Raw genomic sequence first — 19,929 nt, 5'->3', positions numbered from 1 at the left:
TGAGTTCAGCGCTTGAACTCGAAACGGATTTCAGCTCCGTCGATCAACGCCTCGTCATCGTTCTCGCCCGATATGAGGCGGCCGCCGATCTGCATCGACTGAGACGCCTTGCCGTTCTCGAAAAGCGGCGGCAGCAGCCGCGCAGCCTCTGCACTAGGAGCGGGCATCAGCTCCTCGACGAGTTCCTCCGGCAGGTGCAGATCCAGTTCAGGCTCGGCAAGCTGAACCTCCTCCTCTTTCGGAGGCGCAGGGCGCTTGGCTGGAACAGGCCGCGGTTCAGGTTCAGGTTCAGGTTCAGGAATTTTGATCTGCACGTCTGGCAAAGCCGGATCGGCAGATTCCTCGGGTGCCGCCAGTTCAATCTGCAGATCCGGCGGCGCCTCGGCAGGCTCGGAGACAACCGGAGCCTGCGCCGATGGCTCGCTTGGCGCAGGCACATCCTCAGGCTCGGACCTCGAATCATCATCACCACATCCGCCCAGCAAGGCCAACAATAACAACAGCACCAGCGGCCTTTGCATGGGGACGTACCTCAGAACTGCGGGGGTAGAAATACTATTGTGCGTCCCGGCACAGCTCCAAAGCCAGCTGCCCGAGTGTACGCAGCGCCCGCTCGGTCTCGTTATTCCAGGGGAGCCCACAATTGAGACGAATGCAGTGGTTGAATTGTTCAGTGTTACTGAAGATCAGCCCCGGCGCGATGCTGATGCCCTGCTCCAGCGCCCTCACGTGGAGGTCCTGCGTATTGACCCGTACCGGCAGGCTGACCCAGAGAATGAAGTTGCCCTTGGGCCGCGTCATCTGGGTGCCTTCCGGAAAATAGCGTTGTACCGCCAATTGAAAGGCGCTGAGGTTCTTGCGGTATTCCTGGCGAATCGCTCGCAGATGCCGGTCGTAGCCACCGTTCTCGAGATAGGCAGCCACCCCCATTTGCGTCACGCTACAGGCGGAGTGGGTACTGAACGTCTGCAACCGCTCGATCTCCGGCTGGTACCGACCGGCAATGACCCAGCCGATCCGCACGCCCGGCGAAAGCGTCTTGGAAAAGCTCGAGCAGTAGATAACCCGCCCCTCACGGTCATTGGACTTGAGCGCCTTGTACTGATCCTGCTCGAACATCAGCTCGCCATAGATATCGTCTTCGACAATCTGAATGTCGAAGCGCGCCGCCAAACTCAGCAGCTGCTTCTGCCGATGGTCAGGCATGCTCACGCCTAACGGGTTGCTCAGCCGCGCGGTCAACACCAACGCCTTGATCGGCCACTGCCCCGCTGCCAGCTGCAACGCCTCCAGACTCATTCCGGTATCGGGATCACTGGGGATTTCGATGACCTTGAGTCCGAGCAGATCGGCCAACTGCAACAGCCCATAGTAAGTCGGTGACTCGGCCGCAATCAGATCGCCGGGCTTGGTCAGTACGCGCAGAGACATCTGCAACGCGTCGACACATCCATGGGTAATGACGATCTCACTGGAATCGACCACCACCCCCGCGTCGCGCATGCGGATCGCGACCTGGCGGCGCAACGGCTCGTAACCTGGGCTGAACATGTAGCTGAACGCCCGCGGGCTCTGGAAGCGCGTGACTTTGGCGAGCTGCTGATGGAGCGCCCGCACCGGCAGGTAATCGACGTGGGGTACCGCTGCCCCCAAAGGAATCAGACCCTCGCGACGCGACTCGCTGAGCACCTGATTGATGATGCTGCTGCGAGTGACCAGCGTCGGCCTCTCGACCTGGGCGATATCCGGCGTCGGCGCAGTAAGAACCGGTGTCTGGTGAACATAGAAGCCGGATTGCGGACGCGCGCGGATCATGCCCTGATCCTCGAGGTTGGCATACGCCTGCAAAACCGTCGCGTGGCTGACGCTGAGCTGTCGGCTCATCTTGCGCACAGAAGGCACACGCTCGCCGGGTCGATAGACGCCCCGCCGGATGTCCTCGGCAAGCTGCTGGGCAATGCGCTGATAGAGCAACAGATTGGTCATTTCGTCGGTCTCCTGCCAACTGAACCGTAACAGTAGCTCAGTAACCCCGAATGAAACCAATACAGTTGCGCTGAGTGTGGGCGAAACAGTAGACGTAGCGTCGCTAGCGATCAGGGCCGAGATTGCCTTCGGCGTCGGAGAACAGGATTTCGACTCGACGATTCTGCGCGCGGCCCCGGGCCGACGCGTTCTCGGCCAGCGGGAATCGCTCGCCGTAACCGCGCACCTCGATACGCTCGCCCGCGATACCCAGATTCACCAACAAGTCGGCCACGGTCTGCGCCCGGGCCAAGGACAGTGCGAGATTCGCTTGCGGGTCGCCGCGACTGTCGCTGTAACCCTCGATGCGCACCTTGCGCTGCGGATTGAGTTGGAGGAAGTGCACGAGCTTGAGCAAGGTCCGGTTGGCGGAGCTGTTCAAACTGGCACTGCCGGCATGGAACAGCAGGTCGCCCAGCGTCATCACCATCCCGCGATCAGTCTCGCTCGCCGCCAGGCTCATCATCTGATCTTCCAGCCACCGTCCCTGCTGTTCGACCGTCATCAACTGGGCGTCCTGCAACATGCGGCGCAGCCGGTCACGCTCCATTTCCAGCCGGGCAACCTGCTCCTGATGCTGCAACAACGCGCCCTGCTGATCGGCAATCTCGCTGTAGCGCTGGCTCAGATAAGCGTAATGGCGCGCGTCCGCGGTGCCGCCCCAGTACTCGTTGAAGCGTTCCGCGCGCTGCAGCGTTTCCAGTGCGCGCTGTAGATCCTTCGGTGCAGCACGCTGAGTCATGCTGTCGGCCTGCACGCGCTCCAACGTAGTGGAGGCCTGACTGATCTCGCGCTCGGTCTCCTGACTGACGCAACCTGCCAACAGCAGAGCGGCAACCACCATGACTAATGGGCTTCTCACCGGACCTCTCCCAGTTGCTGGCGTAAGCGCTGGATACGTCGGGTAAGATCGTCCACTTGCGCCTGGCGCTTGTCCTTGAGCACCCTGGCTTCGGCCAGACGGGCATCCAGTTCTGCCTGTTCAGCGAGTACGCGCGCCTCGCGGTTGTCACCTGCTTCCAGGGCGGCGCGAGCCGCGCTCAGCTTGCTCTCGGCAAGAATCAGTTCTTCGTAGGCCTCGGAGGCATCCACGGAGCGCGCCTGCTCGATGGCCTGTTCGCTCAGACGCAGCTGTTCGATCGGGGCTGGGTCACTCGCGCACCCGCTCATCAGGAGGACAGCCAACAATACGCTGGGGAAAAGCTGTTTCAACACGGCGGATCCTAGTTCTTCGGAGCGTTTACCCGCTCCAACTGCTGGTTCTTCCAGACTGTCAAATTATGCGCCACCAGCTGCTCGGGCACGCCGGCCGCACGCAATTCTGTCATCTTCCGCGCCAGCTGTCCTCGCAACCAGGGATCATTGCAGGCAGAGTCGTGGGAAATAGCCAGGTGCATGTCCCGCGCGACGACCGGCGGCTCGAGACGCTGAACCTTGTCCAGAACGCCCGCCGCATCGGCTGCAACGACGGCGCTGTAGCGCTCATGCAACAGATAGTCGGCACCGCCGGACACCAGCTTCTGCAGCCCTTGAGGCAGACCGGGAACCTGCTGCAATTTCAGATCGCTCTTTGCAAAGGCATCGAATTCACTCCCCAGTCGGCTGGCGCCGACGGTCATGCCGGTATGGCCTCGCAGATCCTCGCGACTCGCGTAGAAGAAACCCGGCTCATTGCGCACCCAGGCCACGGTCTGTAGCTGCAGGATGGGCGGGTGAACGAAATCCAGCTCTTCGAGCCGCTGCACGGTCAGGGTCGCGTCCGCGAGTACGTCGACCCGGCCGCTGCGTACCTCCTCGAGCGCCTTGGCGCGATCGCCTGTGTAAAGCAGATCCAGCTTCAGGTCGAGAGACTTGGCGATCTGCCCGAGCAGATCGGCGTTGGCCCCAACCAGGCGCTTGGGGTTCTGCGGATCTCGCCATAAGAACGGTGGGTTGTCGGCCGCCCCGGTAGCGACCAGACGATCACACTTTCCCGCTGCCGTTGCCATGAGCGGCGTTGCCAGCACCAGCGCGGCCAGAGCTAATTTCGGAAAAGCGAAACGCATGAAGATCCCCTTGCTGTGAGTGAACCGGTACCGATCGGGTTCGCCGATGTTACACCGCCGCCCCCATCCATCGCCCATGAAAAAACCCGCTACATGAGCGGGTTCTTTCCTTGCAGCGATCGACTTCAGACGAGCTTTTCCAGCTCCGGCACGATCTCGAACAGATCGCCCACCAGGCCGTAATCGGCAACCTGGAAGATCGGCGCTTCCTCGTCCTTGTTGATCGCAACGATCACCTTGGAGTCTTTCATGCCCGCCAAGTGCTGGATGGCACCGGAGATACCGACCGCGATATACAGCTGCGGCGCGACAATCTTGCCGGTCTGACCGACCTGCATGTCGTTCGGCACGAAGCCAGCATCGACTGCGGCACGAGAGGCACCGACCGCAGCGCCAAGCTTGTCGGCCAGCGAGTACAGGTGCTTGAAGTTGTCACCGTTCTGCATGCCACGGCCGCCGGACACGACAATCTTGGCAGCAGTCAGCTCAGGACGATCGGATTTGGCCAGCTCCTCGCCGACGAAGGCGGACTTGCCCGCATCGCCAGTCCCGGAGATCTGCTCGACCGCAGCCGAGCCGCCCGTGCCATTCACGGCATCGAAGCCGGTGGCGCGCACGGTGATGACCTTCACAGCAGCGCTGGACTGCACGGTAGCGATGGCGTTACCGGCGTAGATCGGGCGCTTGAAGGTATCGGCGCTTTCAACCGCGATGATCTCGGAGATCTGATCGACATCCAGTTGAGCAGCAACGCGCGGCAGGAAATTCTTGCCGTTGGTGGTCGCTGCAGCCAGCACGTGGCTGTAGTTCTTCGCCAGGTCGGCGATCAGCGGCGCGACGTTCTCCGGCAGCTGATTGGCGTAAGCCGCATCGTCGGCGACCAGCACCTTGGCTACGCCTTCGATCTGTGCGGCTGCTTCGCCGATGGCACCGCAACCGCTGCCGGCTACCAGTACGTGGATGTCGCCACCGATGGCCTTGGCGGCGGCAACGGTGTTCAGGGTAGCGGCCGCGAGGACGGCATTGTTGTGTTCAGCGATAACCAGGATAGTCATTTAGATTACCTTCGCCTCGTTCTTCAGTTTCTCGACCAGTTCAGCCACGGACTTGACCTTGATACCGGCGCTGCGGGAAGCCGGCGCTTCGACTTTCAGGGTCTTCACGGTGGAGTTGGTGGCTACGCCCAGTGCATCGGGAGTCAGCACTTCCAGCGGCTTCTTCTTGGCCTTCATGATGTTCGGCAGCGACGCGTAGCGCGGCTCGTTCAGACGCAGGTCGGTGGTGACGATCGCCGGCAGGCTCAGCGCAACGGTTTGCAGACCGCCGTCGATTTCGCGGGTCACGTTGACCTTGTCGCCAGCCACTTCCACCTTGGAGGCGAAAGTGCCCTGGGCGTAGCCGGTCAGTGCACCGAGCATCTGCCCGGTCTGGTTGTTGTCGCTGTCGATCGCCTGCTTGCCGAGGATGACCAGCTGCGGCTGCTCCTTGTCGACCACGGCCTTGAGCAGCTTGGCGACCGCCAGGGAGTTCAGTTCATCGCTGGACTCGACCAGCACGGCGCGGTCGGCGCCCAGCGCCAGCGCGGTGCGCAGCTGCTCCTGGGCAGCGGTCGGACCGATGGAGACGACAACGATTTCGCTCGCAATGCCCTTCTCTTTCAGGCGTACGGCTTCTTCCACGGCAATTTCGCAGAAGGGGTTCATCGACATCTTGACGTTGGCGAGGTCAACGCCGGAATTGTCCGCCTTGACGCGAACCTTGACGTTGTAATCGACCACTCGTTTGACAGCTACAAGAACCTTCATGGATTCCTCGTTACTCTCCGGTGAATAGAATTCCGCCGAGGCGAACCGAGCCTTGCTCGTGGCTTGGGTTTTGAAAGCCGCTGCCCTGTTCGGCGAGTGCAAACCGTCCGTATCTTGACCGCTGGCTGCGGACGGGGTCAACAACGCATATGACCCGTCATAACGTCGCGGTTCGGGCGATTCTAACAGGCTTCCAGAAAATTCAAACAAACGTTTGTATTGGACCGATTCGAGCGTCTATATATAATGCGCCGGCCCGGCTCGGTCAGGGACCGATCACAGCCCTCCACCACTTATATAACAACCAAGCCTTGAGTAGGAGAAAGCCAATGGAACGCGAATACATGGAATTCGACGTTGTCATCGTCGGCGCCGGCCCTGCAGGCCTATCCGCAGCCTGCCGATTGAAGCAGCGAGCCGCCGACGCTGGTCAGGAAATCAGTGTATGCGTCGTTGAGAAAGGCTCCGAAGTAGGCGCCCACATTCTATCCGGCGCAGTCTTCGAGCCGCGCGCGCTGAATGAACTGTTCCCCGACTGGAAGGAACTTGGCGCCCCGCTCAACACGCCGGTCAAGCGTGACGACATCTACCTGCTCAAGACCGCCGAAGCCGCCAGCAAATTGCCCAACGCATTGGTCCCTAAGACCATGCACAACGAAGGCAACTACATCATTTCCCTCGGCAACCTGTGCCGCTGGCTGGCCCAGCAGGCGGAGAACCTGGGTGTCGAGATATACCCGGGCTTCGCTGCTCAGGAAGCGCTGATCGACGAAAACGGTATCGTTCGTGGCATCGTCACCGGGGACCTTGGCGTCGACCGCGAAGGCAACCCGAAGGAAGGCATGTACACCCCAGGCATGGAGCTACGTGCCAAGTACACGCTGTTCGCCGAAGGCTGCCGTGGCCACATCGGCAAGCAGTTGATCAACCGCTTCCAGCTCAACGCCAACGTCGACCCGCAGCATTACGCCATCGGTATCAAGGAACTGTGGGACATTGACCCCGCCAAGCACGAGCAGGGGCTGGTGGTGCACACCGCGGGCTGGCCGCTGAACGACGATAACACTGGTGGCTCGTTCCTTTATCACCTGGAAAACAACCAGGTGGTCGTCGGTCTGATCGTCGACCTGTCGTACAGCAACCCGTATCTGTCGCCGTTCGACGAGTTCCAGCGTTACAAGCACCATCCGGTGATTAAGCAGTACCTGGAAGGCGGCAAGCGCGTTTCTTATGGCGCACGCGCGATCGCCAAGGGCGGCATCAACTGCCTGCCGAAGATGGTCTTCAACGGCGGCGCGCTGATCGGCTGTGATGCCGGCACTCTGAACTTCGCCAAGATCAAGGGCAGCCATACGGCGATGAAGTCCGGCATGCTGGCTGCCGAAGCCGCTGCCGATGCATTGCTGGCCGGACGCGAAGGTGGTGACGAGCTGACTGCCTACGAAGAAGGGTTCAAGAACAGCTGGCTGTACGACGAACTGTACAAGAGCCGCAACTTCGGCGCCGCGATCCACAAGTGGGGCGCAATCAAGGGTGGCGCGTTCAACTTCATCGATCAGAACATCTTCGGCGGCAAGATTCCCTTCACGCTGCACGACACCAAGCCGGACTATGCCTGCCTCAAGACGGCAGCAGAGTCGAAGAAGATCGATTACCCCAAGCCGGACGGCAAGCTGAGTTTCGACAAGCTCTCCTCGGTATTCCTCTCCAACACCAACCATGAGGAAGAGCAGCCGGTTCACCTGAAGCTGACCGATCCGAGCATTCCGATCGAGAAGAACCTGCCGATGTACGACGAGCCGGCACAGCGGTACTGCCCGGCTGGCGTCTACGAGGTGGTCAGCAACGACGACGGCAGCAAGCGCTTCCAGATCAATGCGCAGAACTGTGTGCACTGCAAGACCTGCGACATCAAGGACCCGGCGCAGAACATCACCTGGGTGGCGCCGGAAGGTACTGGCGGGCCAAACTACCCCAACATGTAAGCAACAAAAAAGGCTCCCTCGGGAGCCTTTTCATTGCCGCTGAAACCGGCCTGCATTGATCGCTATTCGGCACGGCCGATGGGAAAGAACACACCACCACTCCAGACACCGAGCCATCTCTGGCCATCAACCTCGCCAGGCACCGCCAGCTCCACAAGCTCATAGAACACATTGCGGTGAATCAATGCCTCGAGATTGGCGCGCACATGGACGTAAGGCGCTGGCTCCTGGGTCTGCGGATCAGTGACCACACGCAACGGATGCTCTTCGCTTGCCTCGACCTCATCGTCGACGTTAGTAATGAAGCGCAGGCGCTGTTCGCGGCCCTGCCCGCTCACATCCAGGCGGACCGCAATGAACGGGGCATCCTCGACCTGAATGCCAACCTTCTCCACCGGAGTCACGAGGAAGTAGTCTTCACCGTCGCGCCGTATAACGGTGGAAAACAGACGCACCATCGCCGGCCGCCCGATCGGGGTGCCTTGGTAGTACCAGGTGCCGTCGCGCGCGATACGCATGTCCAGATCGCCGCAGAAAGGCGGGTTCCATAGATGTACCGGGGGCAGCCCTTTCTTCTCGCCAGCCGAAAGCTGCGCCAGTAGGTCGCCGGCTTTGCCTGTATCGGTCATTCGGTTCTCCTCGGAGGGTACTTGAACTCGTCTGCCCGATACTGCCACATCATTCAGCGCGACAGGCCCAACAGGCGACGAGCATAGTCCTGCAAGGGCGGACGCAGCAGATGCTCGGGCCTGGCATCGTAAATACCCAAGACCCCGCCGCGGCTGCGGATACGGGCCGTATCGACCAGGTAACGCGTACCGGTTTCCACCAGCATCAGCTGTATCACCCCACTGTCGACGCCAAGCCGGTCCAGTGCGCGTTGATCGTTCAGCTCATCAAAGCTACCGATACGGTCATCGGCCGCAGCAAAACGCAGGTACAGCAGGTAATGGGCGCCAGCCGCCGCAGCCTGCCCCATAGCCTCCTCCAGACCCGCGGGCTCACGCGCGCGCCGGACCATCGGGAAGTACTCGACGAAGCCGTTGAAGGCTTCTTCCGCCACGACGTTCGGCCTTGGATAGACGTCCCCTGGCGGCACGAAATGGCCCTGGGCGATATAGATGAAAGAGTCAGGTTGCAGCCGCCAGGAGCTGGAACGACGTGTCTCGCTATGATCGAGAATGCCGGCGTCGCGCAGGTGATAGCGGGTGCCCTCGGCCATGTCGCTGACCTTCATGCAGCCCGCGAGTGCGAGTACCGCCAGCAGGCCTGACATTCCAAACAGAAAACGCATGGATCTCACCTCCAGGTGCCGGCGACGAAAAACCGGCGATTCGACTGGCAATGCAGCATCCACGCCAGGTAGCGCTTCCGCCCGAACTCCGGCTCTCGAAAGGAGGCGACGCGCATTCGGTCAGAGCCCGCGCTGCCATTCTTGGCGCAGCGGAGCGTTACGTGGATCCTCGATAGCCTCACGCACGCGGCGCAGCAAACCCGTCTTGTCAGCCCCCAGCACACCCTTGAGCACCAGATAGTTGGATGCATGGTCGCTGCGAAAAACCGTATCGCTCAGTTCGAGATCGTCCAAGAACCATTCCAGCTCACGAAGCAGCTCATCCGGCGGCAGCGATTCAAAATCCTCAAAAGTCTGCCGGAAGCGATCTTCACCTTGCGGAAAGCTGACCACCAACGTCGACAGAAACTCCGGCTGCGCGGCATTCATCAGGCGCGCCGAGTTACGTGCATGCTGGCGACTCAGACGCCGACCGCCGAGCCCGTTGAGAATCATTACCGAGCGCGCGATGCCAGCCTGTCCGAGCTTATCCAGCGCACTGAGGGTCGATTCGTAGGTCTCACCCTTGTTGACGAGCGCCAACACCTCATCGTCGCCAGACTCGGCGCCGACATAGGCCATGCCGAGACCGGCATCCGCCAGCTCTCGCAACTCCTCCACCGACTTCTTGCGCAGGTTGCGTGGTAGGCAATAACTGGAGACACGTTGCACCTCCGGCAGGCACTGGCGAATCTGCTCGAGGATCTTCAAAAGTCGGCGGGTCGGCAGCACCAAAGCATCGCCATCGGCGAGAAACACGCGCTGCACAATCAGCTGTTCACCACAGCGACGGATTTCGTCGAGCACTTCGGCTTCATCGCGAGCGCGGAATTTCTTCTGCGGCGCGGTGTACATCTCGCAGAAGGTGCAGCTGTTCCAGGAGCAACCATTGGTCACTGGCAGGATCAGCGAATGCGCTTCGCTGGGCGGCCGAAATACCGGCTCTATGTAGCGGATGGGAAACTCGCTCGCGTTCATGGTTACCACGTCCGTTCGATCGGCCTGCGTTTCAGTCACGCTTGCGCTTGTTGCCCATGCGCACGCCGATGTCCATCAGGAACTGGAAGAAGCCGTCCTGATCTTCCAGCACGTTGCTCCAGAACGGCGAGTGGTACAGCGCGACGGCGCCATGCACGAGTGCCCAGGCAGCGCAATAGTGAAAGTACGGTGGCACGTCTTCCAGCTTGCCTTCAGCGATGCGGCCTTTGATCAGCTGGGTCAGGTGCTCGAAGTTGGAGGCACGAATGCTGTGCAGCTGCTCGACCATCTCTGGCACCTGGTTGCCCTTGACCACTTTTTCTTCGAGGCGGTCGAACAGGCGATAGCGCTGCGGATCGCGCATGCGGAATTCGAAGTAGGCGCGCGAAAGCGCTTCCTTGTCGTGGTCCAGATCAGGCGAGTGAAGGATCTGGTTCAGGTCGCGCTCGTAGTCGAGCATCAGCCGCAGGTAGATCTCGGCCTTGGACTTGAAGTGCTTGTAGATGGTGCCTTTGCCGATACCGACCGCATCGGCAATCATCTCGACGGTAACACTATCCTCTCCTTGCTCGAGAAAAAGCTGCAACGCTGTATCGAGGATTTCCTGTTCGCGGCGGCGAAATTCGCGGACCTTACGAGGTTCATTCTGCATAGGAAGGCTGCTTGAAGGTTGAGTCGAGGCAGCCATTATGCCTAACCGGTCATGAAATGCACGGGGCGTCCAAAAATGATTCAAATAAATGACGAATTTCCGCAAATAGTCGGTTTGCGATATCTGAACCATGCCGCCGTCGCGCCCTGGCCGCTGCGAGCAGCGCGCGCCGTCAGCGCTTTTGCCGAACAGAACGCGACCCTCGGTGCGCGCGACTATCCAACTTGGCTGACAGTAGAACGAAGCCTGCGTCAGCGCCTGACACGATTGCTGAATGCCCCAGGCAGCGCCGACGTGGCGCTGGTGAAAAACACCTCCGAAGCACTGTCGTTCGTTGCATTCGGGCTGGATTGGAAAAGCGGTGACCAGATCGTCATCAGCGATGAGGAGTTTCCGTCCAACCGCGTCGTCTGGGAAGCGCTGCAGCGTTACGGTGTCGAGGTGGTTCAGGTCAACCTCAAGGGCACCGACCCCGAAGGCGATCTGCTGGCGGCCTGTGGCCCACGGGTACGCCTGATGGCGATCAGTGCCGTTCAATACGCCGGCGGCATGCGCCTGGATCTGGTCCGTCTGGGTGAAGGCTGCGAGCACCGCGGCGTGCTCTTGTGTATCGATGCGATCCAGCAGCTGGGCGCCCTGCCCTTCGATGTGCAGCAGAACCGTTGCGCCTTTGCCATGGCTGACGGCCATAAATGGATGCTCGGCCCGGAAGGGCTCGGCGTTTTCTATTGCCGCAGCGACCTACGCGAACGGCTGAAGCTGCACGAATACGGCTGGCATATGCTGGAACACGCCGGCGACTACGACCGCACCGACTGGGAGCCCGCACGCAGCGCCAGACGCTTCGAGTGCGGCAGCCCCAACCTGTTGGGGGCAATGGCGCTCGAAGCCAGTCTTTCGCTGCTCGAGGAAGTGGGAATGGAGCAAGTCGCCAAGTTGCTGGACGAGCGAATCGAATGGCTTGCCCAGGGACTCCACGGCCTGAACGGAATCGACATCCTGTCACCGCGCCAGACGGAACGCCGCTCAGGCATTATTACGTTCCGGCTCGCTGGCTGGACGAATGCTGAACTGTTCGAACACCTCAAGGCGGAGCAAGTCGTGTGTGCGTTACGCGGCGGCGGCATCCGCCTCTCTCCACATTTCTACACACCAGCGCGGGTAATCGACGAAACGCTCGCCCTGTTACGAAAGCTGGCTGCGCACTGACCGCGATCAACCAGCGAGACATGTATTCCAAATGCGTTTAAAAACCGCACAAATCCGCCTGCAGAGCGCAGATGCAGCGCTAATACTTGAGTAACTGGCCGGGCAATCCCCCCACTGCCCAGCCAGATGAGGTCGCTAGGATTGCGATTTCATACTCCTAATGGTCTTGGCCCGGCTTCTCTGGAATCCGGGTTTTTTTTGCCCTGGCTTACCGTGAACGCTATACCGCCCTCGCCAGCAAACGAGCCCGCAGCCGATAGCACAGCCAGAGAAAGCCAACCCAGACGGGAATGGCGAATACCGACATGCGAATCCCTGGCAACCACAGCATGATGATCAGTATGCCGGCAACGAAGGCCAGGCACAGGTAGTTGCTCAATGGAAACCAGAACGCCTTGAAGCTTGGCTCGACCCCTTGCTGCTGCATGGCACGTCGAAACTTGAGATGCGCAAGACTGATCATCGCCCAGTTGATCACCAACGCAGCCACCGCGAGAGACATGAGTAACTCGAGCGCGCCCTGCGGAAACAGGTAGTTCACCGCCACGCAAAGCAGCGTCACCAACGCGGATACCCCTACCGCGAGGACCGGCACGCCGCGAGAGTTTATTTTCATGAGGCTGCGCGGCGCATCGCCTTGTTCGGCCAGGCCGTACAGCATCCGGCTGTTGCAATACACCCCGCTGTTGTAGACCGATAGCGCCGCGGTGAGTACGACGAAGTTCAGCAGGTGCGCAGCAGTGTCGCTGCCGATCAGCGAAAAGATCTGCACGAAGGGGCTGCCGCTGTAGGGGTCGCCCGCGGCGCCGAGCGTCAGCAGCAACGCATCCCAGGGATAAAGTGCCAGCAGAACGGTCAGCGCACCTATATAGAAAATCAGGATGCGATAGACGACCTGATTGATTGCCTTGGGAATCACGGTTTTTGGCTCAGCCGCTTCCGCCGCGGTGATACCCACCAGCTCCAGCCCACCAAAGGAAAACATAATGATCGCCAAAGCCAGCAGCATCCCGCTAAAGCCGTTAGGGAAAAAACCACCGTGGCTCCACAGATTGCTGATGCTCGCCTGCTCGCCGCCCTTACCGCTGACCAGCAGGAAAAGCCCGAGCAGGATCATGCCGACGATCGCGGCGACCTTGACGATGGCAAACCAGAACTCGGTTTCGCCGAAGGCCTTGACGTTACTGAGGTTGATCAAGTTGATCAGCACGAAGAACGCTGCGGCTGTAGCCCAGGTCGGAACCTCGGGCCACCAGAACTGTACGTACTTGCCGACCGCCGTGAGCTCGGCCATACCTACCAGGACATAGAGCACCCAATAGTTCCAGCCGGAAAGAAACCCTGCATAGCCACCGCCATACTTGTGTGCGAAATGACTGAAGGAGCCTGCAACCGGCTCCTCGACGATCATTTCGCCGAGCTGACGCATGATCAGAAAAGCAATGAAGCCACCAATCGCGTAGCCCAGGATCATTGACGGGCCGGCACTTCTCAGAACCCCGGCCGAGCCCAGGAATAGCCCAGTGCCAATCGCCCCGCCCAAAGCGATCAATTGGATGTGGCGATTCTTCAGACCGCGCTGGAGCGATCCGGTGTGCAGCGTTTCAGCGGTCATACACCACCTTGTGGATATTCAGGCAAGAAAAGCGCCGCCGCCCATGCAGGCAAGAAACAAGGCAGCGCATCAGGCTTGCTCGGCAAGCATCAACTTTCCGCGGGGCTACGTCAGCCAGTCACTCTGGCCAGCGGGAACAACGTCTTGAAGTTGGCAGTGGTCTGCTCAGCCAGCACTTCGAACGGGACACCACGCAGCTGCGCGAGGAACTCGGCAACCTCACGCACGTACTGCGGCAGATTGGCTTTGCCACGGTGGGGAATCGGCGCCAGATAAGGCGCATCGGTTTCGACCAGCAAGCGATCTGCCGGGACCTTGCGGGCTACATCGCGCAGCGCATCGGCGTTGCGGAACGTAACGATCCCGGACAGGGAGATATAGAAACCGAGATCAAGTGCCGCCTTGGCCATGTCCCAGTCCTCGGTGAAACAATGCAGCACACCAGCTTGCGGCAGCGCCGCTTCAAGTAGCAGATCCAGCGTATCGGCGCGGGCTGCCCGGGTGTGCACAATCACCGGCTTACCTGTCAGCCTGGCGGCTTCAAGGTGCAGGCGAAACGACTGCTGCTGCATCTGCGCAGCTTCCGGCTCGTAGTGGTAATCCAGCCCTGTCTCGCCGATCGCAACCACATGCGGGTGCTGCAGCTCGCCAAGCAACCAGTCCAGCACCGGCTGGCTCGTCGGCTCGAGATCCAGAGGATGCACGCCGATCGAGCAGTCCACATCCGCATAGCGCTCGGCCAACGCCCTGACCGCCGCTGCGTTATCGGCGCTGACACCTATGCAGAGGAAATGCCCGACACCACGCGATCGTGCAGCGTCCAGCGCGGCGTCCAGTGAGCCGTCGTGGGCAGTGAGGTCGAGGCGGTCGAGGTGACAGTGGGAATCTACCAGCATGAAAAGCACTACTTGCTATCGCGAAAAAAGGAGCGATTGTAGAGCAAATGACCGGTATTCAGGGAAGGACAGTGGGCCTGCCTGGCCGCACAGGACGCTTGCGTTACATGGTGTGGGTCGGGCGATCCGACTTGAGGGCACCGGCCAGATAGGTTTCGATCTTGTTGCGCGCGGTGCTGTCGCCCTCGTTGAACTGCACGCCAATTCCCGCGGCGCGACTGCCCTGGGCACCCTTGGGGGTGATCCAGACCACCTTTCCGGCTACGGGAATCTTTTCCGGCTCGTCCATCAGGTTGAGCAGCATGAACACTTCGTCGCCAAGCTTATAGCTCTTGTTGGTCGGGATGAACAGACCGCCATGCTTGATGAAAGGCATGAACGCGGCATAGAGCACCGATTTGTCCTTGATGGTCAGGGACAGGATGCCATTACGCGGACCAAGATTTGCTGGCAGGCTCATGCGGTGTTCCTAACGAAAATTCCGGTCGATTCTAGCCCGCGCCGGGCAGCGTTGCCCACTGCACCAGCAGCGCTTCGAGAAGCAACACACGGTTGAGGTTGGCTTTGCCTAGCACTTTCTGCCGATGTTCGAGCAGCCAGTCCTGCAACGCCATGATTTTATGCTGCGGCGACTTCTGCGCCAGGTACTGCAATACCTTTTGCATATCGGCAGCACCGAGCTCCACTTCATCACCGGCCATCTGGTAACGCAGAATCAGATGCGCCCACTCACAAAACCAGTCAAAGAGCAGAATTAGCGGCAACGCGTTCCAGCCCTCGGCGAGCTGACTGGGCGACTGTTGCTGCTTGAGCAGCTTCTTCACCCCTTCGACGACCTGGGCGCGCAGGTCCAGCACTTTCTGCTCATGCAGCTTCAGCGCTGCCAGAGGCGACCCCGCCGCCAGCGTCAGCAACTGTTCACGCAGCTCCGGAGCCAGTTCAGGCAGTTGCCCTGCCAGCCAATCGAGGCTCTGCTGCCGCCCAGGCAGCGGGCAGGCCTGCTGCACACAGCGACTCTTGATGGTCGGTAGCAAGCGGCTTGGCTGATGGCTGATGAGTAGCAGCACCGTATCGCCAGACGGCTCCTCAAGGCTCTTGAGCAATGCGTTGGCCGCGTTGAGGTTCATCGCCTCGGCCGGCTCCAGCAATATCACCTTGCGCCCGCCCAGCTGCGCCGTCTGAGTGACGAAGCCGACCAGATCACGCACCTGATCGACGCGAATGGCCTTGTCGACCTCCTCCGGCTCGAGAATGTAGTGATCTGGATGAGTCTGTGCCGCCAACAACTGGCAAGCCTTGCACACGCCACAAGCCATGCCATTCACCGGGCGTTGGCAAAGCAGCAGCGCCATCAGCTGCTCGGCCAGCAGCCTTTTGCCGATGCCGCCAGGACCATGCAGCAGGTAGGCATGGGCATGCTGCGAGCGCCCTGCCAGCTGTCGCCAGAGCTCGGCCTGCCAGGGAAGAACGTCAGCCATCAAGGCGCTCCATCAGCTCTGGAATCAGCGCCTCGACATCACGCTGCACTGCGGTAAGCGATTGCCCGGCATCGATGATCCGATAGCGTGCCGGTGTGGCCTCGGCGCGATCCAGGTAGGCATGTCGTACCGCCTCGAAAAAGCGCATGCCTTCCTGCTCGAAGCGATCCAGGCGCCCCCGGGCAGCCGCTCGAGCCAGCCCCACCTCGATCGGCAGATCAAAGATCAACGTCAGGTCAGGACGCAGATCCCCTTGTACGAAGGTCTCCAGTTGCGCGATCCGCTCGACCGAAAGTCCGCGTCCGCCGCCCTGGTACGCGTAAGTGGCATCGGTGAAGCGATCACAGAGCACCACCGCCCCCCGCTGGAGCGCTGGCCGGATGACCTGTGCCAGATGCTGAGCCCGCGCTGCAAACACCAGCAGCAGCTCGGTATCCACCGCCATCGGTTCGTCGGCAGGGGTCAGCAGCAACTCACGAATACGCTCGGCTAACGGCGTGCCACCGGGCTCGCGGGTCAGCACGACATCCACGCCGCGCGCTCGCAGGTGTTCGGCGAGGTATTCACGATTGGTGCTCTTACCGGCCCCTTCGGGGCCTTCGAGTGTGACAAAGAGTCCGTTCATTGCGCGCTCTCGCTGTTGACCGGCGCCTGCCGCGGCGGCGGACTGGAACGATAGTCGGCACGCCGCTTGAGCTGGTACTCGCGCACCGCCCGGTTGTGCTGATCGAGCGTATCGCTGAAGACATGGCTGCCATCACCGCGAGCAACGAAATAGAGACTGGTACCGTCTGCCGGATGCAGCGCGGCATGAATCGCCTCGCGCCCAACCATGGCGATCGGGGTCGGCGGCAGGCCGGCATTGGTGTAGGTATTGTAGGGCGTCGGCGTGCGCAGATCGGTGCGAGTGATCCGCCCCTTGTAGCCATCGCCCATACCGTAGATCACGGTCGGATCAGTCTGCAGCAACATGCCCCGTGCCAACCTGCGCACGAAGACACCTGCGATCTCGCCCCGCTCTTCCGGCACACCGGTTTCCTTCTCGATGATCGAAGCCATGATCAGCGCCTGATATGCGTCCTGATACGGCAAGCCTTCGGCGCGCTGCTGCCACTCTTCTTCGAGCACCTGCTCCAGACGCGCATAGGCACGTCGCAGCAGATCTACATCGGACGTGCCGCGGGTGAATCGATAGGTGTCGGGGAAGAACCGCCCTTCCGGATGCACATCCGGTGCGCCGATGCGCGCCATGATCTCGGCATCAGACAGCCCGTCCAGGGTCTGCTGCAGTTTGGGCTGATTCAGGAGGGCGCTGCGGAGCTGGCGGAAATTCCAGCCTTCGACGAGCGTCAGGCTGTATTGCACAACTTCGCCACGCTTCCATAATCCGATCATGTCGCGCGCGGTCATGCCCGGAGTCAGACGGTACTCACCGCTGTGCAGGCTCTGCCCGGACAGGTTCAGCCGCCAGTACAGCCGCAACCAGATTGCATCATCCAACACACCTTCCGCTTCCAGGCGCTGAAAAACGCCGCTGGGCGTATCGCCCGGACGCACATCGAGCAGCAGGGCCTCGTCTGTCACGACCAGCGATTGCTCGAGCGCAGCATGCTGCTTCCAGGCGAACAATCCGAGCGAGATTGCCGCTAACAGCACTACGGCCAGCAGCAGAATGAGAATTTTACGGATCACGAATCACTCAACAGGTCGGCAACAACGGCCTGCAGTTTACGGGTCAGCGGACCGACCGGCCAGACACGTTCGGCCAAAGCTGTAACAGGCCAGATACCGTAGAGGCTGTTGCAAAGGAACACTTCGTCAGCCTGTAGCAGTTCGGCATAGCTGATGTCGCTCTCGACCACGGTGCGCCCATGCTGCGATGCACGGGCCATGATCTCCGCTCGCATGACACCCGCAACTCCGCACCGTACCAGCGACGCGGTGCGCAGTTCACCGTCGACAACCATGAACAAATTGCTGAAAACGCCCTCCACCACCCTGCCAGACATATCGCGCATCAACCCCTCGGCGTAGGCGGGATCGTGCCATTCGGCACGCGCCAACACCTGCTCCAGCCGATTCAAATGCTTGATGCCGGCGATCCGTGGCTGCTCGGCCAGGCGTGTCTCACAAGGAAAAAGCCGGATCCCGGCGAGGGCGTTCTGTGGCGGGTAGGCGGGAAGAGGCGAGCCTAAAAGCAGCCGTTGCGGCTGACAGGGCTCGGGCGGGGCATAACCGCGCTGCCCGGTGCCGCGTGTGACGATGAGCTTGGCAACACCCCGCCCCAGGACTGGGAAGAACCGCGCCAACTCGTTGCGCAGCTCATCGGTATCAATTGGGATAGCAAGGCGCTGACAGCCATCGCGCAATCGCTGCAGATGGCGATCGAGCAGCGGAGCCTGACCATCCGCGACCCGTATCGTCTCGAATAGCCCATCTCCATAGGCCAGGCCGCGATCATGAACGGGCAGCCCTATACAGGGTTGCCCGTTCAGCCAGCTCGATGTCACTCGGCAAACCGGCGGAATACCAGCGAACCGTTGGTTCCACCGAAGCCGAAGGAGTTGGACACCGCGACGTCGATCGGCCTCGGCTTGGCCTGGTGCGGTACGAAGTCGAGATCGCAGCCTTCGTCAGGCTCATGCAGATTGATGGTCGGCGGTGCGACTTGATCACGTATGGCCAGAACGCTGAAGATCGCCTCGACAGCACCGGCGGCACCGAGCAGGTGGCCGACCATGGACTTGGTCGAACTCACCGACAGCTCATAGGCATGATCGCCAAACACACTGCGGATCGCAGCAGCCTCGGCCTTGTCGCCTGCCGGCGTGGAGGTCCCATGCGCGTTGATGTACTGCACCTGCTCGACATTAAGCTGAGCGTCCTGCAGCGCGTTACGGATGCAGCGCGCAGCACCGGCGCCATCGTCGGGTGGCGACGTCATGTGGAAGGCGTCGGCACTCATGCCAAAACCAATCAGCTCCGCATAGATATGCGCGCCACGGGCCTTGGCATGCTCCAACTCCTCGAGCACCAGGGCACCGGCACCGTCGGACAGAACGAAGCCATCACGCTCCTTATCCCACGGACGACTGGCCGCAGCGGGATCGTCGTTGCGCGTGGACAACGCCCGCGCCGCTGCAAAGCCACCAATACCGAGCCCGCTGGCAGCCATTTCGGATCCACCAGCGACCATCACATCCGCCTCGCCATAGGCGATATTGCGCGCGGCCATGCCGATGCAGTGGGTGCCCGTGGTACAGGCAGTGGCGATCGCATAGTTCGGGCCCTGCAATCCCAAATGGATCGACAGGAAGCCAGACACCATGTTGATGATGGAACCCGGCACGAAGAAGGGCGAAATACGCCGCGGGCCCTGTTCAATCAGCGCCTTGCAGCTGTTTTCGATGTTGGTCAGACCACCGATACCAGACCCCATCGCGACGCCGATGCGCTCCCGATTGGCGTCAGTGACTTCAAGACCGGAATCCCGCACGGCCTGAAAGCTCGCAGCGAGGCCGTACTGAATGAACAAGTCGAGCTTGCGTGCTTCCTTAGCCGGCAGATACTGCTCGACATCGAAGCCCTTGATCGACCCGCCAAAACGAGTGGAATAGGCAGAAAGGTCCATGTGCTCGATCAGGCCGATACCACTACGGCCGGCGAGAATACCCTGCCAGCTGCTCGGCACATCGTTACCCAGTGGCGAAAGCATGCCCATCCCGGTGACTACGACGCGTCTACGCGACACAGCGATTACTCCTATACCTAACGTGCTCGGCTCGGCTCCCGTCGTAACAGGAACGATCCTTGGATCGAGTGCCGGATAGCACCCCGTGACCCAGATGAATCTCTCTCAAAGAAAAGCCGCACTACCTCGATCAAGGCAGTGCGGCTTTCCTGTTTCC

General features: G+C 60.8%; 21 protein-coding genes. 2 read left to right on the top strand and 19 right to left on the bottom strand.

Annotated elements, in window-relative coordinates; genetic code table 11:
* Positions 1-5 precede the first annotated feature (5 nt).
* The 7 genes from BHD08_RS07885 to BHD08_RS07855 form a co-directional block, all read right to left on the bottom strand.
* On the bottom strand, positions 6-521 hold the full coding sequence (locus BHD08_RS07885) for a hypothetical protein (protein WP_125021378.1): 516 nt from the start codon (positions 519-521) through the stop codon (positions 6-8).
* Positions 522-555: 34 nt separating this feature from the next.
* Positions 556-1,986, bottom strand: coding sequence for a PLP-dependent aminotransferase family protein (locus BHD08_RS07880; protein WP_015276561.1), 1,431 nt, complete (start codon positions 1,984-1,986; stop codon positions 556-558).
* Positions 1,987-2,089: 103 nt separating this feature from the next.
* Positions 2,090-2,869 (bottom strand): OmpA family protein, encoded by a 780-nt coding sequence (locus tag BHD08_RS07875; RefSeq protein WP_125021519.1) that lies wholly within the window; start codon positions 2,867-2,869, stop codon positions 2,090-2,092.
* A gap of 14 nt (positions 2,870-2,883) precedes the next feature.
* Positions 2,884-3,240 carry a DUF4398 domain-containing protein gene (locus BHD08_RS07870; RefSeq protein WP_015276559.1) on the bottom strand — a complete coding sequence of 119 codons (357 nt, stop codon included), beginning with the start codon at positions 3,238-3,240 and terminating at the stop codon, positions 2,884-2,886.
* Positions 3,241-3,248: 8 nt separating this feature from the next.
* Positions 3,249-4,070, bottom strand: coding sequence for an ABC transporter substrate-binding protein (locus BHD08_RS07865; RefSeq protein WP_015276558.1), 822 nt, complete (start codon positions 4,068-4,070; stop codon positions 3,249-3,251).
* Positions 4,071-4,195: 125 nt separating this feature from the next.
* Positions 4,196-5,125, bottom strand: a complete 930-nt coding sequence (locus BHD08_RS07860; protein ID WP_015276557.1) for an electron transfer flavoprotein subunit alpha/FixB family protein — start codon at positions 5,123-5,125, stop codon at positions 4,196-4,198.
* Positions 5,126-5,875: an electron transfer flavoprotein subunit beta/FixA family protein gene (locus BHD08_RS07855; protein ID WP_125021377.1), complete on the bottom strand. Its 750-nt coding sequence runs from the start codon at positions 5,873-5,875 to the stop codon at positions 5,126-5,128.
* Between the two features lie 329 nt (positions 5,876-6,204).
* Between BHD08_RS07855 and BHD08_RS07850 the strand changes: the two genes are divergently transcribed.
* Positions 6,205-7,860: an electron transfer flavoprotein-ubiquinone oxidoreductase gene (locus BHD08_RS07850; RefSeq protein ID WP_015276555.1), complete on the top strand. Its 1,656-nt coding sequence runs from the start codon at positions 6,205-6,207 to the stop codon at positions 7,858-7,860.
* Positions 7,861-7,922: 62 nt separating this feature from the next.
* Here BHD08_RS07850 and BHD08_RS07845 read toward each other — a convergent pair whose 3' ends face one another.
* The 4 genes from BHD08_RS07845 to BHD08_RS07830 all read right to left on the bottom strand — a co-directional run bounded on the left by BHD08_RS07845 (position 7,923) and on the right by BHD08_RS07830 (position 10,823).
* Positions 7,923-8,489, bottom strand: a complete 567-nt coding sequence (locus tag BHD08_RS07845) for a DUF1285 domain-containing protein (protein ID WP_125021376.1) — start codon at positions 8,487-8,489, stop codon at positions 7,923-7,925.
* 53 nt (positions 8,490-8,542) lie between these two features.
* Positions 8,543-9,154, bottom strand: coding sequence for a DUF4823 domain-containing protein (locus tag BHD08_RS07840; protein WP_125021375.1), 612 nt, complete (start codon positions 9,152-9,154; stop codon positions 8,543-8,545).
* A 120-nt stretch (positions 9,155-9,274) separates the two neighbouring features.
* Positions 9,275-10,171, bottom strand: coding sequence for a radical SAM protein (locus BHD08_RS07835; protein ID WP_125021374.1), 897 nt, complete (start codon positions 10,169-10,171; stop codon positions 9,275-9,277).
* 31 nt (positions 10,172-10,202) lie between these two features.
* Positions 10,203-10,823 (bottom strand): TetR/AcrR family transcriptional regulator, encoded by a 621-nt coding sequence (locus BHD08_RS07830; protein ID WP_015276551.1) that lies wholly within the window; start codon positions 10,821-10,823, stop codon positions 10,203-10,205.
* 75 nt (positions 10,824-10,898) lie between these two features.
* Between BHD08_RS07830 and BHD08_RS07825 the strand changes: the two genes are divergently transcribed.
* Positions 10,899-12,032: an aminotransferase class V-fold PLP-dependent enzyme gene (locus BHD08_RS07825; protein WP_125021373.1), complete on the top strand. Its 1,134-nt coding sequence runs from the start codon at positions 10,899-10,901 to the stop codon at positions 12,030-12,032.
* Positions 12,033-12,252: 220 nt separating this feature from the next.
* Here BHD08_RS07825 and BHD08_RS07820 read toward each other — a convergent pair whose 3' ends face one another.
* From BHD08_RS07820 to fabF, 8 genes are all read right to left on the bottom strand, one after another.
* Complete coding sequence (locus BHD08_RS07820) at positions 12,253-13,647, bottom strand: amino acid permease (protein ID WP_015276549.1); 1,395 nt, start codon at positions 13,645-13,647, stop codon at positions 12,253-12,255.
* 110 nt (positions 13,648-13,757) lie between these two features.
* Complete coding sequence (locus tag BHD08_RS07815; RefSeq protein WP_125021372.1) at positions 13,758-14,543, bottom strand: TatD family hydrolase; 786 nt, start codon at positions 14,541-14,543, stop codon at positions 13,758-13,760.
* Positions 14,544-14,646: 103 nt separating this feature from the next.
* Complete coding sequence (locus BHD08_RS07810) at positions 14,647-15,003, bottom strand: PilZ domain-containing protein (RefSeq protein ID WP_003283656.1); 357 nt, start codon at positions 15,001-15,003, stop codon at positions 14,647-14,649.
* Between the two features lie 31 nt (positions 15,004-15,034).
* Positions 15,035-16,021: a DNA polymerase III subunit delta' gene (locus tag BHD08_RS07805; protein ID WP_125021371.1), complete on the bottom strand. Its 987-nt coding sequence runs from the start codon at positions 16,019-16,021 to the stop codon at positions 15,035-15,037.
* The gene (gene tmk, locus BHD08_RS07800) at positions 16,014-16,646 is read right to left on the bottom strand and encodes a dTMP kinase (RefSeq protein ID WP_125021370.1); all 633 of its coding nucleotides are present in this window, start codon (positions 16,644-16,646) and stop codon (positions 16,014-16,016) included. Before tmk ends, BHD08_RS07805 begins: the two co-directional genes overlap by 8 nt.
* Entirely contained in the window at positions 16,643-17,713 is a 1,071-nt protein-coding gene (mltG, locus tag BHD08_RS07795; RefSeq protein WP_125021369.1) for an endolytic transglycosylase MltG, read from the bottom strand. Before mltG ends, tmk begins: the two co-directional genes overlap by 4 nt.
* Positions 17,710-18,531, bottom strand: a complete 822-nt coding sequence (gene pabC, locus BHD08_RS07790) for an aminodeoxychorismate lyase (protein WP_125021368.1) — start codon at positions 18,529-18,531, stop codon at positions 17,710-17,712. Before pabC ends, mltG begins: the two co-directional genes overlap by 4 nt.
* Positions 18,528-19,772: a beta-ketoacyl-ACP synthase II gene (gene fabF, locus BHD08_RS07785; protein ID WP_125021367.1), complete on the bottom strand. Its 1,245-nt coding sequence runs from the start codon at positions 19,770-19,772 to the stop codon at positions 18,528-18,530. The genes pabC and fabF overlap by 4 nt, the downstream gene beginning before the upstream one ends.
* Between the last annotated feature and the right edge of the window lie 157 nt (positions 19,773-19,929).

This window comes from Pseudomonas sp. SCT, assembly GCF_003864275.1.
In the GTDB taxonomy this organism is placed as follows: Bacteria; Pseudomonadota; Gammaproteobacteria; order Pseudomonadales; family Pseudomonadaceae; genus Stutzerimonas; species Stutzerimonas stutzeri_AE.
Note: the sequence above shows the minus strand (reverse complement) of the source record. Positions and strands in the feature narration are given on the sequence as shown.

Excerpts from the sequence above, each read along its gene's own strand:
- BHD08_RS07885 (WP_125021378.1), bottom strand. The coding sequence starts at position 521 with ATGCAAAGGCCGCTGGTGCTGTTGTTATTGTTGGCCTTGCTGGGCGGA.
- BHD08_RS07880 (WP_015276561.1), bottom strand. The coding sequence starts at position 1,986 with ATGACCAATCTGTTGCTCTATCAGCGCATTGCCCAGCAGCTTGCCGAG.
- BHD08_RS07875 (WP_125021519.1), bottom strand. The coding sequence starts at position 2,869 with ATGGTGGTTGCCGCTCTGCTGTTGGCAGGTTGCGTCAGTCAGGAGACC.
- BHD08_RS07865 (WP_015276558.1), bottom strand. The coding sequence starts at position 4,070 with ATGCGTTTCGCTTTTCCGAAATTAGCTCTGGCCGCGCTGGTGCTGGCA.
- BHD08_RS07860 (WP_015276557.1), bottom strand. The coding sequence starts at position 5,125 with ATGACTATCCTGGTTATCGCTGAACACAACAATGCCGTCCTCGCGGCC.
- BHD08_RS07855 (WP_125021377.1), bottom strand. The coding sequence starts at position 5,875 with ATGAAGGTTCTTGTAGCTGTCAAACGAGTGGTCGATTACAACGTCAAG.
- BHD08_RS07850 (WP_015276555.1), top strand. The coding sequence starts at position 6,205 with ATGGAACGCGAATACATGGAATTCGACGTTGTCATCGTCGGCGCCGGC.
- BHD08_RS07845 (WP_125021376.1), bottom strand. The coding sequence starts at position 8,489 with ATGACCGATACAGGCAAAGCCGGCGACCTACTGGCGCAGCTTTCGGCT.
- BHD08_RS07840 (WP_125021375.1), bottom strand. The coding sequence starts at position 9,154 with ATGCGTTTTCTGTTTGGAATGTCAGGCCTGCTGGCGGTACTCGCACTC.
- BHD08_RS07835 (WP_125021374.1), bottom strand. The coding sequence starts at position 10,171 with ATGAACGCGAGCGAGTTTCCCATCCGCTACATAGAGCCGGTATTTCGG.
- BHD08_RS07830 (WP_015276551.1), bottom strand. The coding sequence starts at position 10,823 with ATGCAGAATGAACCTCGTAAGGTCCGCGAATTTCGCCGCCGCGAACAG.
- BHD08_RS07825 (WP_125021373.1), top strand. The coding sequence starts at position 10,899 with ATGATTCAAATAAATGACGAATTTCCGCAAATAGTCGGTTTGCGATAT.
- BHD08_RS07820 (WP_015276549.1), bottom strand. The coding sequence starts at position 13,647 with ATGACCGCTGAAACGCTGCACACCGGATCGCTCCAGCGCGGTCTGAAG.
- BHD08_RS07815 (WP_125021372.1), bottom strand. The coding sequence starts at position 14,543 with ATGCTGGTAGATTCCCACTGTCACCTCGACCGCCTCGACCTCACTGCC.
- BHD08_RS07810 (WP_003283656.1), bottom strand. The coding sequence starts at position 15,003 with ATGAGCCTGCCAGCAAATCTTGGTCCGCGTAATGGCATCCTGTCCCTG.
- BHD08_RS07805 (WP_125021371.1), bottom strand. The coding sequence starts at position 16,021 with ATGGCTGACGTTCTTCCCTGGCAGGCCGAGCTCTGGCGACAGCTGGCA.
- tmk (WP_125021370.1), bottom strand. The coding sequence starts at position 16,646 with ATGAACGGACTCTTTGTCACACTCGAAGGCCCCGAAGGGGCCGGTAAG.